Source organism: Arsenicicoccus sp. UBA7492 (genome assembly GCF_002479615.1).
Lineage (GTDB): Bacteria > Actinomycetota > Actinomycetes > Actinomycetales > Dermatophilaceae > Arsenicicoccus > Arsenicicoccus bolidensis.
The window spans coordinates 59,150-77,244 of record NZ_DLOE01000007.1; the positions used below are offsets into that span (position 1 = coordinate 59,150).

An 18,095-nucleotide genomic window follows, 5' to 3' on the forward strand; every position below is an offset into this window, starting at 1 on the left:
GCCGTCCACAGGTCGACGTGCGCCAGCTCAGTGGCCGGGGACCACGAAGTCGCTGGTGCTGGACACGATCGGGGTCAGGCCGTTGCCGGACCGGACCAGCGCGGCGCCGCGGCGCGTGGTGACCACGATGCTGCGGCTGCCGCCGAAGGTCGTGATGCCCGTGGGGTTGCGGACCGTCCCCAGCACCTGGCTGGGTCCGCTGATCGGGGCGATCACCACCCGCTGCTCGCTCTTGGTGTCGACGGCGCCGACCACGCCGATCGTCTCGGCGTCGAGCCAGGTCGCGTCGGTCACGTCCGTCGAGGCACCGCCCACGGCGATCGGCGTGGCCAGCCCCACGGGGCGACCGTCGCGGCGTAGCACGCCGGCGACCCCCACGGTGGACGGCCCGCCACCGATCGGCTCGGACACGACGAGGACGCGCTGCCCCTCCGCGGAGGGCCTCAGGGCGACCACCCTCCGGTCGGCCAGCCACGGCACGTTGATCGCGACCGGTGGGCGACCGCTCAGGTCGGAGGTCGGCTGGACGAGCACGCGGGTGCCCGCGGTGGTCCGACCGGCCAGCCAGAGGTAGCCCGCGGGGTCGTAGGCCGGGCGGGTGAGGTCGGTGGCGAACCCGCGCACCCGCACCAGCCGGCCGTCCCGCCAGCGGGCCAGCTCCTCCTCGTCGCCGTCGAGGCCCGCGATCTCGTGCCCGTCGGCGGATGCGGCGAGGCGATACCACTCCGGGCCGACGTCGGGCAGCGGGGGGCCGTCCGCGCGCGCCTCCTTGCGCGACCGGTTCTCGGTGAGCTGGCGCGGGTCGACCCGCTCCAGGCCGGCGCCGCTGCGCAGCAGGACCGGGCCGGTCGGCGCCTCGGCGTCGCGCAGGTCCACGTCCTCCGCCCCGAGGGCGCGGTCCGGCAGCCCGGGCACGCTGAGCCGGGCGCCGTCCGCCTCCAGCTGCACCGCGTCGACGCCTCCGACGGCGGTCAGGGTCGTCGTGATCTGCTGCCACATGCGCCGCCGGTTGAGGTCGTCCGCGTTGAGGGCCCGGCTGCTGAGGACCACGCGGGCCGTGCCGCCCTCGACCGACACCGAGCCGTGGGCCAGCTCGGTGTACTCCGGCACCCCCGTCAGGACCGCGCCCTGCAGGTAGGTCGGGGGCGGCGCGAGCTGGGCCCGCGCGAGCCGGGTCACGAGCCCCGGGCCCTGCAGGAACCAGCGCCGGTCGGTCACGCCCGTGCCATCCGGCGTGACATAGGTGATGGGGAAGCTGGTGTAGAGGCCGAAGTCCGCGCGGCTGATCCACACCGTCGGCCGTCCGTCCAGGCCGCCGTCGATGCGCCACTGGTCACCGACCTTGACCAGGCGCAGCGCGACCGATCGCGTCTGGCCGGGCGGCAGCTCGGCGTAGTGCCCCTCGCGGTCCAGCTGGGCGCTGATGCGCCCCGTCACCGTCACCGTGCCGGGCGCGGTGACCTTGACCGTGAGCGCCTCGGGGCCGTCGTAGATCCAGGCCGAGCCGTCCGGCTGCCACTGGCCCGACGCCCTGGGGGTGAGGTACTCCCGCGCCACGCTGCTGTCGTCGTCCGCCCCCAGGCCCTGCCGCAGGAAGTCCGTCACCAGGTCGTCGGCGTCCGACCCGGACACCGGTCCGCGCGGGATGATCCGCACCCCCGCGTCCTGCGCGCCGCCGACCGCCTGCCCCTGGACCACCGGCGTCGATCTCGGCAGCCCGGAGCAGCCCGCCGCCAGGACCGCGGCCGCGAGCGCGAGGCCCCAGGCACGGGCCGTATGACGTGCCCGGCCCGGCCTCACGGGTGGTTCACCCCGGTCGGGTCCTTGTGCGGCGCCGCCGCGAGCTGGTCGGGCAGCAGCGCGAGGACCCCCGCCGTCCCGGCGTCGAGCGAGGTGCCCGGGACCGGGTCGAGGACCTCGTTGGTCGACTGGGTGGGGACCGGCGGGTTGACGCGCAGGCCGAGGGGCTGCATGGGCAGCGGGGACTCGGTCACGTCCTCGCCGAAGGTCAGCGGCAGCGTGAGGCGGAAGCACGAGCCGACGCCGGGCTGGCCCCAGGCCTCGAGCCAGCCGTGGTGCAGGTGGGCGTCCTCCATCGAGATGGACAGCCCGAGACCCGTCCCACCGGTGGTGCGCGCCCGAGCCGGGTCCGCGCGCCAGAACCGGGTGAAGACGAGCGACGCCTCCCCCGGCCGCAGCCCGACCCCGCTGTCGCGGACCGCGACGGCGGCGGCCTGGGCGTTGCGCCCGATCTCGACGTAGATGGGCTCCCCCTCGCCGTGCTCGATGGCGTTGACGACGAGGTTGCGCAGGACGCGCGTGATCCGCCGCCGGTCCATCTCGGCGACCACCGGCTGGGTGGGTGCGACGACGCTGACGGTGCTGCCACGACGCTCGGCCAGGGCCGCCGCGTCGTCGACGACCTCCCGCGCGATCTCGCGCAGGTCGCCGGGCGCCGGCTCGATCGTCGCGGCCCCGGCGTCGATGCGGCTGATCTCGAGCAGGTCGGTCAGGAGGTTCTCGAACCTCTCCAGCTGACCGGTGAGGAGCTCGGCGCTGCGAGCCGCGCCGGCGGAGAAGTCGCCCCGGGCGTCGTACAGCACGTCGGCCGCCATGCGCACCGTGGTGAGGGGCGTGCGCAGCTCGTGCGACACGTCCGAGACGAACTGCTGCTGCAGCCGGGACAGCCCCTCGAGCTGGACGATCTGGGTCTGCAGGCTGGACGCCATCCGGTTGAAGGACCGGCCGAGGACGGCAATGTCGTCGGTGCCCTTGACCGCCATCCGCTGGTCCAGCCGACCCGAGGCGAGCCGCTCGGCCACCTGCGCGGCCCGTCGCACGGGATCCACGACGAGCCGGGTGACGACGAACGCCACGCCGCCGATGAGGACGATCAGCAGGCCCCCGGCCAGCAGCAGGTTGCGGGTCACGATGTCGAGGGCCTTGGACTCGGCCCGCATGGGATAGGCGTAGTAGAGGTCGTAGCCACCCACCCCGGGCGGCAGCTGGACCCGCGCCCCCACGACCACGGTGGGCAGCTCTCCGTCGTCGCGCGCCAGGGTTACCACCTGGATCTGCTGGTGCCCGCGGTCCGCCTGCACCCGGCCCTGCAGGGTCGCCGGGATCTCGCCGAGGGTGAGGTCCCCCGCCGCGACGGTCGGCAGCGGCTTGCGCGTGTTGTCCTGCGCGGGCGTGAAGATCACGTCGCGCGACAGGTCGGGGGCCTTGTCCTGCTGCACGATGTCGGTGGCCATCTGGCGCAGCGCGGCGTCGTCGGTCTTGTCGGCGTCGTCGAACCTCGCCTGCGCCGAGCGCACCCGGGCGGCGGCGTCGTTGGAGGCGGTCCGCAGCTTCTCCTCGGTGAGGCCGTCGGCCACCCGGCCGTGCAGGTAGGACCCGACGATGAGCAGCATCGCCGTCCCCAGGACCATGGTGCTCGCGACCGTGCGCAGCAGCAGGGACCGGCTCCACAGCTCGACCAGCCGGTTGACGCCGTGCCGCAGCCACGGCCAGGAGCGTGACAGAGCACCACCCCCGAGACGAGCGATCCGACCTCGCAGGGCCGCGAGGTCGGACTTGAGGGTGCGGGCCATGGCCTAGGCCGGTCCGCCGGCCTTGTAGCCCACCCCGCGGACCGTCAGCACGATCTCCGGGTGCTCGGGGTCGTGCTCGATCTTGGACCGCAGCCGCTGCACGTGGACGTTGACCAGGCGGGTGTCCCCGGCGTGGCGGTAGCCCCACACCTGCTCCAGCAGCACCTCGCGCGTGAAGACCTGCCACGGCTTGCGCGCCAGGGCGACGAGCAGGTCGAACTCCAGCGGCGTGAGGGACAGCGCCTCGTCGCCGCGCTTGACGGCGTGCCCCGCCACGTCGATCGACAGGTCACCGATGGTCAGGTGCTCCTGCTCGACCTCCTCGCCACGCCGCAGCCGGACCCGCATGCGCGCGATCAGCTCGGCCGGCTTGAACGGCTTGACGATGTAGTCGTCGGCGCCGGACTCCAGCCCGACGACCACGTCGGTCGTGTCGGTGCGGGCGCTGAGCATCACGATCGGCACGCCCGACTCCGCGCGGATGCGACGACACACCTCGACGCCGTCCATGCCCGGCAGCATCACGTCGAGCAGCACCAGGTCCGGCTTGACCTCGCGGAAGGCGGGCACGGCGGCCGTGCCGGTGGCCACGTGCGTCACGTCGAAGCCTTCGTTGGTCAGCACGATGCCCAGCATCTCGGCGAGCGCGAGGTCGTCGTCGACAACCAGGATCCGGCTCTTCACGGGGGGTGCTCCTTCGCTGCGGGACGTCCTGCGTCATCTTCACACACAGTGGGCCCGGGATAACGGAAGGGTCACGGCCCGACGGCGTGTCCCGGGGTGACCAGGCCGTATGCCGCAGCGGGCCGACGCCTCCGGGGTGGAGGCGTCGGCCCGCGGCATACGGCAGGTGCGCGGTCAGGCAGCGGACCCGCTCAGTAGCGGTAGTGCTCCGGCTTGTAGGGGCCGGCGACGTCGACGCCGAGGTACTGCGCCTGCGGCTTGGTCAGCTCGGTGAGCCGCACGCCCAGCGCGTCGAGGTGCAGGCGGGCGACCTTCTCGTCGAGGTGCTTGGGCAGGACGTAGACGTCCGTGGAGTACTCCCCCGGCTTGGTGAACAGCTCGATCTGGGCGATCGTCTGGTTGGCGAAGGAGTTGGACATCACGAACGACGGGTGCCCGGTCGCGTTGCCGAGGTTGAGCAGGCGCCCCTCGGACAGCACGATGATCGAGCGGCCCGCGGGCTGGCCGTTCTCGCCGGTCTCGGCGAAGGTCCACTCGTGCACCTGCGGCTTGATCTCGGTCTTGGTGATGCCGGGGACCTTGGCCAGGCCGGCCATGTCGATCTCGTTGTCGAAGTGGCCGATGTTGCCGACGATCGCCTTGTCCTTCATCGCGACCATGTGCTCGGTGCGGATGACGTCGTAGCAGCCGGTGGTCGTGATGAAGATGTCCGCGGACTCCACGACGTCCTCGAGCGTGGCGACCTGGTAGCCCTCCATCGCGGCCTGCAGCGCGCAGATCGGGTCGATCTCGGTGACGATGACGCGCGCGCCCTGGCCGCGCAGCGAGTCCGCGCAGCCCTTGCCGACGTCGCCGAAGCCGCAGACGACCGCGACCTTGCCGCCGATGAGGGTGTCCGTGGCGCGGTTGAGCCCGTCGATCAGCGAGTGGCGGCAGCCGTACTTGTTGTCGAACTTGCTCTTGGTGACCGAGTCGTTGACGTTGATCGCCGGGAAGAGCAGCTCGCCGTCGCGGGCCAGCTCGTAGAGGCGGTGGACGCCGGTGGTGGTCTCCTCGGTGACGCCCTTGATCTCGGCGGCCACGCGGGTCCACTTCTGGGGGTCCTCCGCGAGGGTGCGGCGCACGAGTGCCTTGAAGACGCCGAACTCCTCGGAGTCCTCCTCGGTCGTGGGGGGCACCTGGCCGGCGGCCTCCCACTCCTTGCCCTTGTGGACGAGCATCGTGGCGTCGCCGCCGTCGTCGAGGATCATGTTGGCGTAGACCTGCTCGCCGGATGCGTCCTGGCCCCACGTCAGGATCTGGTTGGTGCAGTCCCAGTACTCCTCGAGCGTCTCGCCCTTCCAGGCGAAGACGGGGACGCCCTGCGGGTCCTCGGGGGTGCCCTGCCCGACGACGATGGCGGCGGCCGCCTCGTCCTGCGTGGAGTAGATGTTGCAGCTGGCCCAGCGGACCTCGGCGCCGAGCGCCGTGAGGGTCTCGATGAGCACGGCGGTCTGCACGGTCATGTGCAGCGAGCCGGCGATGCGGGCGCCGGCGAGCGGCTGGGCCTCGGCGTACTCCACGCGGAGCGACATGAGGCCGGGCATCTCGTGCTCGGCGAGCCGGATCTGGTGGCGGCCCGCCTCGGCGAGCGAGAGGTCGCGGACCTGGTGGTCGAACGTCACGATGGACAGTCCCTTCGGTTGGTATGACGACAGTCTGGGCCCGGCGCCGCCCATCTGGGCTGCACGGTTTCACCTGCGCCGACCGTCGGCCAGTCTAGGTGACGGGTCAGGGGTGGCCGGCCGCGCGCAGGTTGGCCACGTGCGGGTTGGTGGAGGGGTCGAGCCCCAGGCCGAGGGCGGCATAGGTGCTGAGGAAGTCCGTGAGCGCCATGACCTCGGCGAGCCGCACGGCCGGGTGGCCGGCCTCGCTCGAGACCTCGTGCACCCGGACCCCGACGTCGTGCGCCTCCTGGAGCACCAGGTCGGCCAGCGAGGACTGCGCCGGCGGTATGTCGCGGCCGCCCTCGCGCAGCATGAGCAGCCCGAGCGGCGGCTCCTCGGGGGCGTCGAGGAAGGGATCGGCGAAGATGTCCCGCCCGCCGGCGCCGCCGGGCGCGCCACGCCCACCAGACCGGGCTCCGACGCCCTGGCCCCCGGCCGCGGTGTAGGGCCCGCCGAAGGTCGCGACGACCTGCGACGCCGCGTCCGGCAGGGAGCCGTACATCGCCGGGATGCGGGCCGTGCGGGCCAGACCCGCGACGGCGCGGTGGGCGGCCACCCCCATGAGCGGGCCGTCCCCCAGCACGACGGGGACCGTCTCGACCAGCGTCTGCGCGGCGATCTTGGCGGGGTTGACGAAGCACTCGGACGACGGGCGGCAGGCCTCGGCCTGCGCGTCGAGGCGGTCGGCGAGCTCGTCGAGGACGGGCGTCGGCAGGTCGACGACCCCGAGGGTGGCGCTGGCGACCAGGACGGGCGTCAGCAGGGACCACAGCGAGGTCCGGGAGGACACGACGCCCCGCGGGACCGGGACGTGCAGCCCTCGCGCCCGGGCGGTGACGTCCGCGAGCGGCGACTCGGCCGCCCCGACCGTCACCAGCTGGGCACCACGACGGCCGGCCTCGGCGGCGAGGCCCAGCGGGCCGGGAGCGCGTCCCGACAGCGAGACGGCCACGACGAGGTCCAGGGGCCCGACCCAGGCGGGCAGGGGTCCTGCGGCGCGCTGGGAGACGGGCACCGGGCTGTGGGCCTCGGCGAGCACGGTGAGGACCTCCCCCACCACCGCCGACCCGCCGAGCGCGGCCACGAGCACGGCCCGAGGACGCTCCTCGCGACCGAGCCGGTCGACGCCGGCCTCGACCGCCAGGTGGGCCGCCTCCCGGACCTGAGCCCCTGCCGTGGCGAGCGCCCGGAGGTGTCCGCGCGAGTCGAGGCGCTGCACCTCGTCGAGGTCGTCGACCAGTGCTTCGTCCAGCTGCGGCATCGCCGGCCCTCCTCGGGTGGTGCGGTGCGGGTGCTCGTGCGGGTGGGTCAGAGGGTGCGGGCCTCGTCCATGAGCAGGACGGGGATCCCGTCGACGATCGGGAAGGCCACGCCGAGCTCGGCGCAGCGCAGCTCGGGGCCGTCCGGTCCCTCGGCGTCGACGAGCTCGTGCTCGCCGCCCGGGGACCGCAGGATCTCCCGCAGCCAGGGCTGGATCGTGGTGCTGGTGGTGGGCTCGGACATGTCGGTCACGCCTTTCCTCGGATGATCGTCAGGACCTCGTCGCGGACCCGCTCCATGGTGGGCCGGTCGGCTGCCTCGACGTTGAGTCGCAGCAGGGGCTCGGTGTTGCTCGGGCGGACGTTGATCCACCACAGCGGGCCGTCTCCGTCCGCCTCGTGGGTCGCCGTCAGGCCGTCCAGCTCGTCGACGTCCAGCCCGCGCTCGCGCGCCCACGCGGTGACCTCGGCGCTGCGGGCGGCCTGGTCGTCGACGGTGGAGTTGATCTCGCCGCTCGCGGCGTAGCGGTCGTAGCGGGCCACGAGCTCGCTGAGCGGACCGTCCTGCTCGCCGAGCGCCGCCAGCACGTGCATCGCCGCGAGCATGCCGGTGTCGGCGTACCAGAAGTCCTTGAAGTAGTAGTGCGCCGAGTGCTCCCCGCCGAAGACCGCGCCGTGCTCGGCCATGGTCGCCTTGATGAAGGAGTGCCCCACCCGGGTGCGCACGGCCCGCGCCCCGACCTCCGCCACGACCTCCGGGACGGCCCGCGAGGTGATGACGTTGTGCACGAACGTGAGGTCGGCGGCCGAGGCGCCGGTCTGCGTCATACGAGCCGTCTCGCGGGACACGATCAGCCCGGTGATCGCCGAGGGGCTGACCGCCTCGCCACGCTCGTCGACCACGAAGCAGCGGTCGGCGTCGCCGTCGAACGCCAGGCCCACGTCGGCCCCGTGCTCCACGACGGCGCGCTGCAGGTCGACGAGGTTGGCGGGCTCGAGCGGGTTGGCCTCGTGGTTGGGGAAGGTGCCGTCGAGCTCGAAGTAGAGCGGGACCACCTCGAGCGGCAGGGCGGGCAGACCGGCCGCGTCGCCGAGGACCGCGGGGACCGTGAGCCCGCCCATGCCGTTGCCGGCGTCGACCACGACCTTGATGGGGCGGTTGCGGCGCGGCGACGAGAGGTCCACGAGAGAGCGCAGGAACGCGGCGTACTCGCCCAGCAGGTCACGCTCGACGATGGCACCGGTCCGCCGCTCGCCCTCCCTGTCGTCAGAGGGGTCGTCGCCGTCGAGGATCGCCTGCGCCAGGTCGCGCACCTGCGCGAGACCGGACTCCTGGCCCACCGGGCGCGCCCCTGCCCGGCACAGCTTGATGCCGTTGTAGGCCGCGGGGTTGTGGCTCGCCGTGAACATCGCGCCCGGCACGTCGAGGTGCCCGGCGGCGAAGTAGAGCCCGTCCGTGGAGCACAGGCCGATGATGGTCACGTCCACGCCGTGCTGGGCGGCCCCCTCCGCGAAGGCCCGCGACAGCTCCGGCGACGACGGGCGCATGTCATAGCCGATCACCAGGCTGGTCGCGCCCTCGGGCAGGATCACGGCCCGGGCGAACGCGGAACCCAGCGCACGGGACACGCGGGAGTCGAGCTGCTCGGGCACGAGGCCCCGGACGTCGTAGGCCTTGACGAAGGTCGAGAGGTCGGTGCGAGAGGTCACGACGGGGAGCCTACCGGTCCGGGTGCGACGGGCGCGGGTGGTCAGGAGGAGCGGGCCGGCGTGGTGCCACCGGGCTCGTCGGAGGCGACCGCGTCGTCGGGCACGTCGGGCGCTCCGGGCACGTCGGATGCGTCGGAGACGTCGGGTGCGTCGGGTGCGTCGGAGACGTCACCCGTGGCGGAGCGGCCGGGAGCGCCGGGAGCGTCGGTGTCGAGGTCGCGCAGGACCCGCAGGTGACCGCGACGACCCACCTCGACGGCGGAGACCGTCCCCGACTGGCGGGCGACCCGCGCCGAGACCTCACGGGCCTGCTCGGACGTGCGCGGCGTGGCGACGACCGTGCGACGCTCCGCACCCGCGCCACCATCTCGGGACTGCGACTGGGACTGTGCCTGCGACTGCGGCTGCGGCTGCGAGGAAGGCCGCCGGCGCGGGCCTCGGACGGCGTCCGCGATCGCCACCAGCTCGTCCGGGGCGGGCTCGGGCTCCGCGAACTCCGGCACCAGCCGCACGACCTCCCACCCGCGCGGGGCGGTGAGCCGGCGGGCGTGGTCCGCGCACAGGTCGTACGAGTGCGGCTCGGCAAAGGTCGCGAGCGCCCCGAGGACGATCTGGGAGTCGGCGTAGACGTAGGTCAGCGTCGCGACTGCCGGTCGGCCGCACGGGGTCTTGGAGCACAGTCGCTGGACGGTCACGGTGGGCAACCCTAGTCCTGGTTCTGCGGCAGAGCCATCGGCGCGCCGTATCGTGATGGCCGTGACCGATCCAGCCCCCGACCCGCACCCCACCACGGCTCGTCGGCTCGCCCGCGACCGCCGGGGCCGCGGACGACGCGGCCCGCTCGCGTGGCCCCCGGTGCCCGAGATGACCTCGCGCGAGGACCGGTTCGACCAGCTGGTCCTCGACGCGGTCGAGCGGCTCGTGCCCCGGGCGGCGGGTCGGCTGGACGGCGTGGAGGTCGCCGTCGAGCTGGTGCCGGGCGGCGACCTCCTCGTCGCGGCGGAGCGGGAGGGGTCGATCCCGCTGGGCCACGCCCGCCAGGGCCAGGGACGATCCGGGCCGCGCATCGTCGTCTACCGCCGGCCGGTGGAGTCACGGGTCCGCGACCGCACCGAGCTCGCAGAGCTGGTCGACACCGTGGTCGTGGAGCAGGCGGCGGCCCTGCTGATGGTCGCCCCCGAGGACCTGGACCCGGACTACGACGGTCACCCCTGAGGGTCACCCCGCCGCAGCCGCGCTGGAGTTCCGCACGGGGCGTCCCCCTGCGCGGCTGCCCCTGGCGTGCCCCTCGGGATGGCCCCTGCAGGCTCAGCGGGAGGGCGACAGGACATACGGCGTGGTCGTCTGCCACGGGGCGACCAGCGGGGCGACGGTCACCAGACCGCCGTCGGCCTCGGACACCACCGCGGCCCGCACGCCCTGCGCCGCCGACACCCACACCGAGGTCGCGTCGCCGACGTCGACGGCGCTGGTCCCCCGGGCGGGGACGTCGACCCGGCGCGGGGCCGTGGACCCGTCGCCTCCCACCACGGTCACGGTCGTGGCCACGGCGGTGTCGCCCGGGTTGGTGAGCGCGACACGGTGCCTGAGCCTGGCGCCCTCGGGCTGGCCCAGCGGGAGACCGGCCAGGTCGTCCAGCGCCGGGACCGCCGGCACCCAGGCGAAGTCGCGGACGGGCGCTCCCACCGACCCCGATCCCTGCGGGCGTCGGCCGTCGGCCCTCCCGAGATAGGCCGCCGCGGCAACGGGGGCCGTGGCCGACACGCGGACGCCGTAGGTGCCGGCGGGCAGGGAGGGCAGACCCACGTCGCGGCTGGCCCCGGCGGGGATCCGCACGGGCCGCAGGGGGTCCCCCACCGGGCCGTTCGGACCGAGGGTGGTCACTCTGACCTCCGTGGCCCGATCGGCGACCCCGGCGACCCGCACCACCGTGGGGTCGTCGGGGCCGGCGACGACCAGTCCGGGGACGACGAGGTCCTGGCCGGTGGCGCTGGGTGCCACGTCGTCCGCGCCGCGGGCGGTGATGCCGTCGAGCCACCCGTCGTGCAGCGACGCGTGGACGGTGCCGCCGCGCACGTGCACCTGCGCCGTCGGGCTGGCCTCCGTGCCGTCGAGGGCGTCGAGGAGCACGACGGTGCGTCCGCGGGGCTCGACGACGACGTCGCGGCCCGCAACGCTCGCGATCGGCCCGGTCGCGCCGTGCAGCGTCACGTCGACGGTGACCGGCGTCTCGTGCGGGTTGGTGAGGACGAGGTGCTCCTGGCGGCCGGCCTGGCCCGCACCCGCGGGGAACCAGGCATCGGTCACGGGCACGCCGCAGGGGACCGACACCAGGGCGGCCCTCTCGCCGGACGTCGCCAGGGACCGTTGCACCGCCGCCAGCGCGGGCGCCAGTCGCTGCGTCGCGGTGACGACCCCGGACCTCGGTCCCGCGAGCCGCGCGGTCGCGGCGCTGCCGGGCGCGGTGACCCGCTGCGCGTCGGCGGCGTCGGTGGGGCCCACCTGCAGGATGCCCGCGGGCAGCTCGCGCCCGCGGGCGGCGGAGACGCCGTCGGGGGCGGCGACGGCCACCAGGTCGACGGGGGTGGCCCCGGGCTCGGCAGGCAGTCCCGGGACCCCGACGGTCTCCTGGCCGGGGCAGACGAGCGTCCGGGTGGCGACGGGTCGGGCGGGTGGGGCCGTCTCCGGGGCCGCGGCTCGCGGTGCACCCGGCACCGTGACCCGGCCGTCGACCGCGCCGGAGCCGGCGACCACGGCCACACCGACCACGACGACGCCGACCACGCGCAGCAGCCCTGCCCCGCTCATCGGACCACCTCTCCGTCTCGACCGCGTCGCACGCCGAACGGCAGGGCCAGCAGCAGGACGAGCGCCAGGCCCGCGCCCTGGACGAGCGACCAGGTCGGGTGGGCGGGCACCTGGCTCACCCGCACGTGACGGGTGTCCGCCGGGAGGTCGTATGCCGCGAGCTCGCCGTCCCGCGGCGTCAGGGCACGACCGTCGGCGAGCACCCGCGCGGTGTCGGCCCAGCCACGCTGCTGGGCAAAGGCAAGCACGGAGGGTGACGGCCCTGCAGGCCCCTCCGTCCCTGGGCCAGCTCCGGATCCTGAGGCGCTCAGCGCCGTGTCGACCTCGGGGCCGCTGCCGTGGACGGGCACCGTCGCGACGGGGGTCCCGTCCGGCTGCTGGACCCGGACCGCCGAGACGGGGACGGTTGCGCCGTCCGGTCCGGGTCGCGCAGTCACGCGCCAGACGGGGTCGCCCTCGGTGTCGGTCAGGCGGGACAGGCCGGCCGTGGTGTCTAGGCGGGCCGCGACGACCGGGTCCGCCGGTGAGAGGCCGACGAAGCCGACTCCTGCGTCCGCCAGCCGGTCCGCCACCGGGCGACCAGCGACGGGCTCGTCGGTGACGAGGTCGTGGGCCACATCGGGCAGGAGCGCGCTGGGTGCGACAGCAGCCGTGTCCCGTGGGAGGTCGCGCACGACGTCGGACGGATCGCCGGGCTCCAGGCGATATCCCATGACGGTCCCACGACGCTCCAGGGCGAGGTATCGCGCCGCGAGCGCGCTGTCCGCGCTGTCCTGCGCGACGGACGGCACCTGGCGGGCAGGGAACGCCAGCACCTGGTCGAGGCGGGTGAGGGCCAGCCAGGTCCCCTGCGCGAGCACGGCGACGGTCACGAGCCCCGCCACCACGCCTCCGGCCACCCGCAGGATCCTGGTCGCGCGCGGACGCGCGGGGACGGGCCGCCGCAGCGCCTCCGCTCCCTGCAACGCCGCGGCGAGCAGGGCCAGGGTCAGCAGGAGCAGGCCCGTGCCCGGCCAGGGCGAGATGGCCTGAGGTCCTCCGGCGGAGTCGGTGGCGTGGCCGACGACGAGGTGCGGGGCGGCGGCGGCGCCGGCGATGCCGAGCAGGGCCAGCACCGCCAGGACGCGGGACGACCCGATGCGGCGCCCGTCGACCGCGAGGCCCCACACCCCGGCCAGCACGACGGTGGCCATGAGCAGCGGGAGCACGAGGCGGACGGTGGAGGCGAGGGACGGATCGGTGAGCCCGGCGGCGGTCGACGTCACGGGCTCGGCGGGCCACAGCAGGGCGAAGTGCCAGGGCCTCGGCTGCTCGGTCCAGGACGCGAGCCCGGGCCCGGTCAGCACCGACGCCGGCTCGCGCCACCAGGTCGCCACCGACGGCCCGAGCAGGACGACGGGCGCGACGGCGAGGAGCAACCCGGCGACCCTGCCGCGTCCGTGGTTGGTGGCGGCCAGGACGAGCCCGAGCGCCACGACGACCACCAGCAGCACCGGCGCGACGGCGGCAGCCACGGCCGCGGCCAGCACCGTGCCTCCGACGGCGGGCCACCAGGGGCGACGCCGTCCGCAGGCGGCAAGTCCGGCGAGCAGCAGCGGGAGGACGATCGCGAGCAGGGCGGCCCCGACCCGGCCCTCCCCCAGACCGACGAGGAGAGCGGGTGAGAGTCCCCACGCCAGGGCGGCGAGGGCGCGGGGCCAGGGGCGGCGCGTGGCGGCCCGCCCGGCCAGGTAGGCGCTGAACGTCGCCGCCGGGATCGCGACGATGAGGAGCAGGGCTGCGGCGGCGCCGAGGGCAGAGCTCGGGGAGCGCCCCGGGAGGTGCTCCACCGCCCAGGCCGGCGCGGCCAGCAGCGGCAGCCACGCGGGTGGGTCGGCGGAGGAACCCAGGCCCGCGGGGTCCCACCCCGTGAGGTAGCGGGTCCACGCGGCCGACGAACCGCCCGCCCCCGGGCGCAGCTCACCGCCCGCCAGCCCTCGGTCCAGCAGCGCCCCTCCCCTGCCCTGCACCACCGGCCACCAGGCCGCCACGGCGAGGCCGACGGAGATGAGGACCGCGAGCACGCCGGGGTGCCGGGCGGCGCGGGCGCCCAGGTCGTCCCCGTCGAGGTCGGTCGCCTCGTCGCTGACCGGGCCCGGCTCGGCCAGGGAGCTCCCGGTGCCCGCAGCACCGCCACGTCCTCTCGGGCCGGTGCCGCCGTCGGTGGGCGACACGACCGACGGCAGGTGCGGCAGGCCGCGATAGACCTCGTCGCGCACCCCCGCCAGGGCGCGGCCGTGCGGGGCCAGCAGCCCACCGAGCCCGGCGCCACCGACGATGGCCGCGTGCCGTGCCCGCCTGCGAGACCCGAGGCTGCGCCAGGAGGTGAGCACCGCTCCCGCGTCGGAGAGCTCGGCGAACGCGGCGCGCGGGCGCTTGAGGACCAGGAGCACCGCCGACAGCAGCAACGCTCCGAGCAGGATGCGCACGGCATACCAGGGCACCAGCCGCCCGGGACAGCGCGCGAGCGCGATCCGTCGCACCGCCCGCCGGTCGCGGCGGTAGGCCCGGTCGACGGCGCCCCGGCGTTCGCGCTCCCAGGCCCGCCGCTCGCGCAGGACGTGCTCGCGCGAGAACCGGTCGTCGTCGATGTCGTCGAGGCCCAGCCCGGCGAACGGCATCCGGTCCCGGGACCGCAGCCCCTGGGTGGTCGCCCGGGCGTCCAGCGCGACGGCCTCGGGGACCACGACGACCCGCAGCCCGGCCTGGTGGGCGCGCCAGCACAGGTCGAGGTCCGCCGCCACGGGAAACACGCGGTCGAGGGCGCCCAGCCGCAGGAGGGCGTCGGCCCGGGCCAGCATCGCGCCGGTGCCGACGGCCAGGACGTCGCTGCGGTGGTCGTGCTGGCCCTGGTCGAGCTCGCCGTGCCGTGGCGAGGCGACGCGCCGACCCGTCGGCGACACGGTCTGCCCCACCTCGACCAGGCGGCCGGGGTCGGTCGCGTCGACGTACTTGGGACCCGCGACGGCGACGGTCGCGGACAGGGTGGCCTCGCGCAGCAGCGTGAGCAGGCACGCCGGCTCGGGGAAGCAGTCGTCCTCGAGGAGCCAGACCCAGTGGGAGGCGGCTGCCAGCTCGGCGTCCGCATCGGCCCGTGCGCCGAGCTCTCGGTCCTGATCAGGGCGGGTGGGGCGATCGGGCAGCGCACCGATGGACTGCAGCTCGGCGAGCCCGGCCAGGACGGCCTTGGGATAGCGGGCACCGCGGGCCTCGACGACGTGCACCTGGGTCCCGGCCTCGGACAGCCGCTGCGTCGCGGCCTGCGGGACGGAGTCGTGGCTGCCGCTCAGCACGACGGCCAGGTGGCGCAAGGGATGGGTCTGGGCCGCCAGGGAGTCCAGGCAGCGGGTCAGCCAGGGAGCTCCGTCATGGACGACGAGGACACCGTCGACGGCGCGGACCCCGGGGACGGATGCCGTGCCGGGGCGCGGAGGGGTGGGAGCGGGCACCGGGCCTCCGGGGCTGGTACAGGGCGGGTGGGCGCAGCGGGTGGAGCGTGACGACGCGGCGGTGCCGGAGTCAGGTCAGACGGCGCGCTTCTTCAGCTTGCGGCGCTCGCGCTCGGACAGGCCGCCCCAGATGCCGAAGCGCTCGTCGTGGGCCAGGGCGTACTCGAGGCACTCGGCGCGGACCTCGCAGCCCGTGCAGACCTTCTTGGCCTCGCGGGTGGAACCGCCCTTCTCGGGAAAGAACGCCTCGGGGTCGGTCTGGGCGCACAGAGCGCGCTCCTGCCAGGACAGCTGGCTGTCGTCGGCGGCGTCCAGCACTGGCACCAGCTGAAGTTCTTGCACGGCCCCTCCTAGACCTCGTCGCGTCCCCCTCGTCATCCGTCAGACCAGGATGCTTTAGGTGATGATCAGTCACACCCAGTAGCCATGCTCAGTCGCTGACTGGTCACTGCGGGTGAATGCAACGATGAAATTACATGCGTGTCATATGCCTGGCGTCAAGCGGCCGAATGGTAGATGCACCGCATCCGACGCGCGCCCTGCGCACGCGGCAGCCGTTCTACGCCCTGTCAAATCATCACGTTGTCGCATGTCACAGCGTCGCGGACCGGATCCGGGAGGATGCGGGGAGCAACGAGGGCGTTACGCCGAAAGAGTGTATGAAAGAATCTTGCCATGCGGATCACCATCCTTGCCGGAGGGGTTGGTGGGGCCCGGTTCCTCCGTGGCCTCGTCCACCATCTCCACCCTGACGCCGGCCCCGGGCCCGGCCACGCCCCTGGCACGCGCGACGCCGCCGAGATCACTGGGATCACTGGGGTCCCCGAGATCACCGTCATCGGCAACACGGGCGACGACATCACGTTGTTCGGCCTGCGGGTGTGCCCGGACCTCGACACGGTGATGTACACCCTCGGAGGTGGCGTCCACGAGGCTCAGGGCTGGGGCCGCTCCGGCGAGACCCACGCCGTCCAGGCCGAGCTCGCGGCCTACGGCGTCGAGCCGCAGTGGTTCGGGCTGGGCGATCGCGACATCGCCACCCACGTGGCCCGCACCCGGTGGCTCGGTCAGGGGCTCACCCTGTCGGAGGTGACCTCGCGGCTCGGCGAGCGGTGGGGGCTCCCCCGCCAGGGCGTGCGCCTGCTGCCGATGACGGACGAGCCCGTCGAGACCCACGTGGTCGTCGAGGACGCGGACGCCGAGGGCGGTCAGCGCGCCATGCACTTCCAGGAGTGGTGGGTGCGCCACCAGGCCGCGCTCCCGGCCGAGCGTTTCGTCGTGGCAGGCATGGACCGGGCCCGACCCGCTCCTGGAGTCCTCGAGGCCATCCGAACGGCTGACCTGGTCATCCTCCCCCCGTCCAACCCGGTCGTCTCGATCGGCATCATCCTCACCGTCCCCGGCGTGCGCGACGCGCTGCGGGGCACCAGGGCCCCCGTCGTCGGGGTGTCCCCCGTCGTCGGCGGCCGCCCGGTGCGTGGCCACGCCGACGCCTGCCTCGCCGCCCTCGGCCTGCCCACGACCACCGACGCCGTCGCGGGCCTGTATGCCGACTTCCTCGACGGCTGGCTGGTGGACGACGCGGACGCGGGGTCTGGCGAGGACCTGAGCCGCCGCCACCGGGGCCTCGTGGTCGAGCACCGTCCCCTTCTCATGACCGACGTCCCGGCGGCCGCCGCCATCGCGGGTGCGGCCGTCGATCTCGGCCGTCGGCTGCAGCGCGCGTGAGCGAGCCCACCGACGCACGGCCCGATCAGCCCGTCACCATCAGTCCGCTCCCAGGGATGCCGGAGGTCAGGACCGGCACCGACCTCGCGGCGGCCCTCGTCGCTGCCGCCGGGTCGGCAGGCCTGGGGCTCGCCGACGGTGACGTGCTGGCCGTCTCCAGCAAGCTCGTGTCCAAGGCGCTGGGCCTGCGCACGCCCTGGGACGGCGACCGCACGATCAGGGACGAGGTCGTCCGCGCCGCCACGCGCAGGGTGGTCGCGGAGCGCGCCACGCCCGACGGGGTGACCCGCGTGGTGGAGAGCGCCGCGGGCCCCGTCATGGCGGCCGCGGGCGTCGACGCGTCCAACACCGGGCCCGAGGGCGGTCTGCTCTCGCTGCCCGAGGACCCCGACCGCGCGGCCGACCGGCTCCGTCACGACCTCCTCGCCGTCCTTCCCCACGTGACCCGGCTCGGCGTCGTCGTCACCGACACCGCGGGCCGGCCCTGGCGCGCAGGCCAGACCGACCTCGCGCTCGGCCTGTCCGGCCTCGTGCCCGCCGACGACCTCCTCGGCGGCGTCGACCACGACGGTCGCTCCCTGTCCGTGACCAGCCGGGCCCTGGCCGACGAGATCGCCGCGGCGGCAGACCTCGTCAAGGGCAAGACCGACGGAGTGGGCGCGGCGCTGCTCCGCGGCCTGGGGCACCTCGTGCCCGGGCCGGACGCGTCGGGGATCCCGGGAGCCCGGTCGCTGGTGCGGACCGGGCCGGGCGACTGGTTCGCCCTCGGGCACCTCGAGGCCGTCCGTGCCGCGCTGGGTGCGACGCCGGGGTCGCCGGAGGCGGTGGGCGTCGGCATCCGGCCCACCGCGCTGGACGGCGCGGTCGACCGGGCCGGTCGCGCGCTGAGACTTGCCCTGCTCGACTGCTCGTCCGTGACCGCCGACGACCTGGTGCCTCACCACGACCGGGTGACGGGGACCCTGGTGTGCACCGACCGCCTCGAGCTGGGGCGCTGCCTGGCCAGGCTCGAGGTGGCGGTGGTCTCCGAGGACCTGGCCCTCGCCTGGACGGACTCACCAGGAGGTGCCGGGCTGACCTTCAGGGAGCTGGCCTGACACTTCCCGGCATCCCGCCTCG

Annotated in this window: 14 protein-coding genes; 3 read left to right on the plus strand and 11 right to left on the minus strand. The window is 74.7% G+C overall.

Going from position 1 to position 18,095, the window contains the following annotated elements; translation table 11 throughout:
- Positions 1–27 precede the first annotated feature (27 nt).
- The 8 genes from B4E97_RS01950 to B4E97_RS01985 all read right to left on the minus strand — a co-directional run bounded on the left by B4E97_RS01950 (position 28) and on the right by B4E97_RS01985 (position 9,647).
- Positions 28–1,800 carry a GerMN domain-containing protein gene (locus B4E97_RS01950; protein ID WP_286955824.1) on the minus strand — a complete coding sequence of 591 codons (1,773 nt, stop codon included), beginning with the start codon at positions 1,798–1,800 and terminating at the stop codon, positions 28–30.
- Positions 1,797–3,593, minus strand: coding sequence for an MtrAB system histidine kinase MtrB (mtrB, locus tag B4E97_RS01955; protein WP_286958483.1), 1,797 nt, complete (start codon positions 3,591–3,593; stop codon positions 1,797–1,799). The genes B4E97_RS01950 and mtrB overlap by 4 nt, the downstream gene beginning before the upstream one ends.
- Positions 3,594–3,596: 3 nt before the next feature.
- A complete protein-coding gene (gene mtrA, locus B4E97_RS01960; protein ID WP_029211582.1) occupies positions 3,597–4,277 on the minus strand; it encodes an MtrAB system response regulator MtrA in 681 nt (226 codons plus the stop codon).
- A gap of 191 nt (positions 4,278–4,468) precedes the next feature.
- The gene (gene ahcY / locus B4E97_RS01965; protein WP_286958484.1) at positions 4,469–5,941 is read right to left on the minus strand and encodes an adenosylhomocysteinase; all 1,473 of its coding nucleotides are present in this window, start codon (positions 5,939–5,941) and stop codon (positions 4,469–4,471) included.
- Positions 5,942–6,047: 106 nt separating this feature from the next.
- The gene (locus B4E97_RS01970; protein WP_239263885.1) at positions 6,048–7,244 is read right to left on the minus strand and encodes an SIS domain-containing protein; all 1,197 of its coding nucleotides are present in this window, start codon (positions 7,242–7,244) and stop codon (positions 6,048–6,050) included.
- Between the two features lie 47 nt (positions 7,245–7,291).
- A complete protein-coding gene (locus tag B4E97_RS01975) occupies positions 7,292–7,486 on the minus strand; it encodes a Trm112 family protein (protein ID WP_037215564.1) in 195 nt (64 codons plus the stop codon).
- A 5-nt stretch (positions 7,487–7,491) separates the two neighbouring features.
- The gene (locus B4E97_RS01980; protein ID WP_286958486.1) at positions 7,492–8,952 is read right to left on the minus strand and encodes a phosphomannomutase/phosphoglucomutase; all 1,461 of its coding nucleotides are present in this window, start codon (positions 8,950–8,952) and stop codon (positions 7,492–7,494) included.
- Positions 8,953–8,993: 41 nt separating this feature from the next.
- Positions 8,994–9,647: a DUF3499 domain-containing protein gene (locus B4E97_RS01985; protein ID WP_286955830.1), complete on the minus strand. Its 654-nt coding sequence runs from the start codon at positions 9,645–9,647 to the stop codon at positions 8,994–8,996.
- A gap of 61 nt (positions 9,648–9,708) precedes the next feature.
- Between B4E97_RS01985 and B4E97_RS01990 the strand changes: the two genes are divergently transcribed.
- Positions 9,709–10,167, plus strand: coding sequence for a metallopeptidase family protein (locus B4E97_RS01990; RefSeq protein WP_286958487.1), 459 nt, complete (start codon positions 9,709–9,711; stop codon positions 10,165–10,167).
- A gap of 93 nt (positions 10,168–10,260) precedes the next feature.
- On the opposite strand, the gene B4E97_RS01995 is transcribed toward B4E97_RS01990, so the two are convergent.
- The 3 genes from B4E97_RS01995 to B4E97_RS02005 form a co-directional block, all read right to left on the minus strand.
- Positions 10,261–11,760 (minus strand): DUF5719 family protein, encoded by a 1,500-nt coding sequence (locus B4E97_RS01995; protein ID WP_286955831.1) that lies wholly within the window; start codon positions 11,758–11,760, stop codon positions 10,261–10,263.
- On the minus strand, positions 11,757–15,248 hold the full coding sequence (locus tag B4E97_RS02000; protein ID WP_286958488.1) for a glycosyltransferase: 3,492 nt from the start codon (positions 15,246–15,248) through the stop codon (positions 11,757–11,759). Before B4E97_RS02000 ends, B4E97_RS01995 begins: the two co-directional genes overlap by 4 nt.
- A 75-nt stretch (positions 15,249–15,323) precedes the next feature.
- Positions 15,324–15,590 (minus strand): WhiB family transcriptional regulator, encoded by a 267-nt coding sequence (locus B4E97_RS02005; RefSeq protein ID WP_029211591.1) that lies wholly within the window; start codon positions 15,588–15,590, stop codon positions 15,324–15,326.
- A gap of 333 nt (positions 15,591–15,923) precedes the next feature.
- Here B4E97_RS02005 and cofD point away from each other — a divergent pair, with 333 nt between their 5' ends.
- Together cofD and B4E97_RS02015 are read left to right on the plus strand one after the other, a co-directional pair.
- Positions 15,924–16,976, plus strand: a complete 1,053-nt coding sequence (gene cofD, locus B4E97_RS02010) for a 2-phospho-L-lactate transferase (protein WP_029211592.1) — start codon at positions 15,924–15,926, stop codon at positions 16,974–16,976.
- 56 nt (positions 16,977–17,032) lie between these two features.
- Positions 17,033–18,073, plus strand: a complete 1,041-nt coding sequence (locus tag B4E97_RS02015; RefSeq protein WP_156911304.1) for a coenzyme F420-0:L-glutamate ligase — start codon at positions 17,033–17,035, stop codon at positions 18,071–18,073.
- Positions 18,074–18,095: the final 22 nt, after the last annotated feature.

Coding starts and splice junctions, on each gene's coding strand:
- B4E97_RS01975 (WP_037215564.1), bottom strand. CDS start 7,486: ATGTCCGAGCCCACCACCAGCACCACGATCCAGCCCTGGCTGCGGGAG.
- B4E97_RS02015 (WP_156911304.1), top strand. CDS start 17,033: ATGCCGGAGGTCAGGACCGGCACCGACCTCGCGGCGGCCCTCGTCGCT.
- mtrB (WP_286958483.1), bottom strand. CDS start 3,593: ATGGCCCGCACCCTCAAGTCCGACCTCGCGGCCCTGCGAGGTCGGATC.
- B4E97_RS01995 (WP_286955831.1), bottom strand. CDS start 11,760: ATGAGCGGGGCAGGGCTGCTGCGCGTGGTCGGCGTCGTCGTGGTCGGT.
- cofD (WP_029211592.1), top strand. CDS start 15,924: ATGCGGATCACCATCCTTGCCGGAGGGGTTGGTGGGGCCCGGTTCCTC.
- B4E97_RS01970 (WP_239263885.1), bottom strand. CDS start 7,244: ATGCCGCAGCTGGACGAAGCACTGGTCGACGACCTCGACGAGGTGCAG.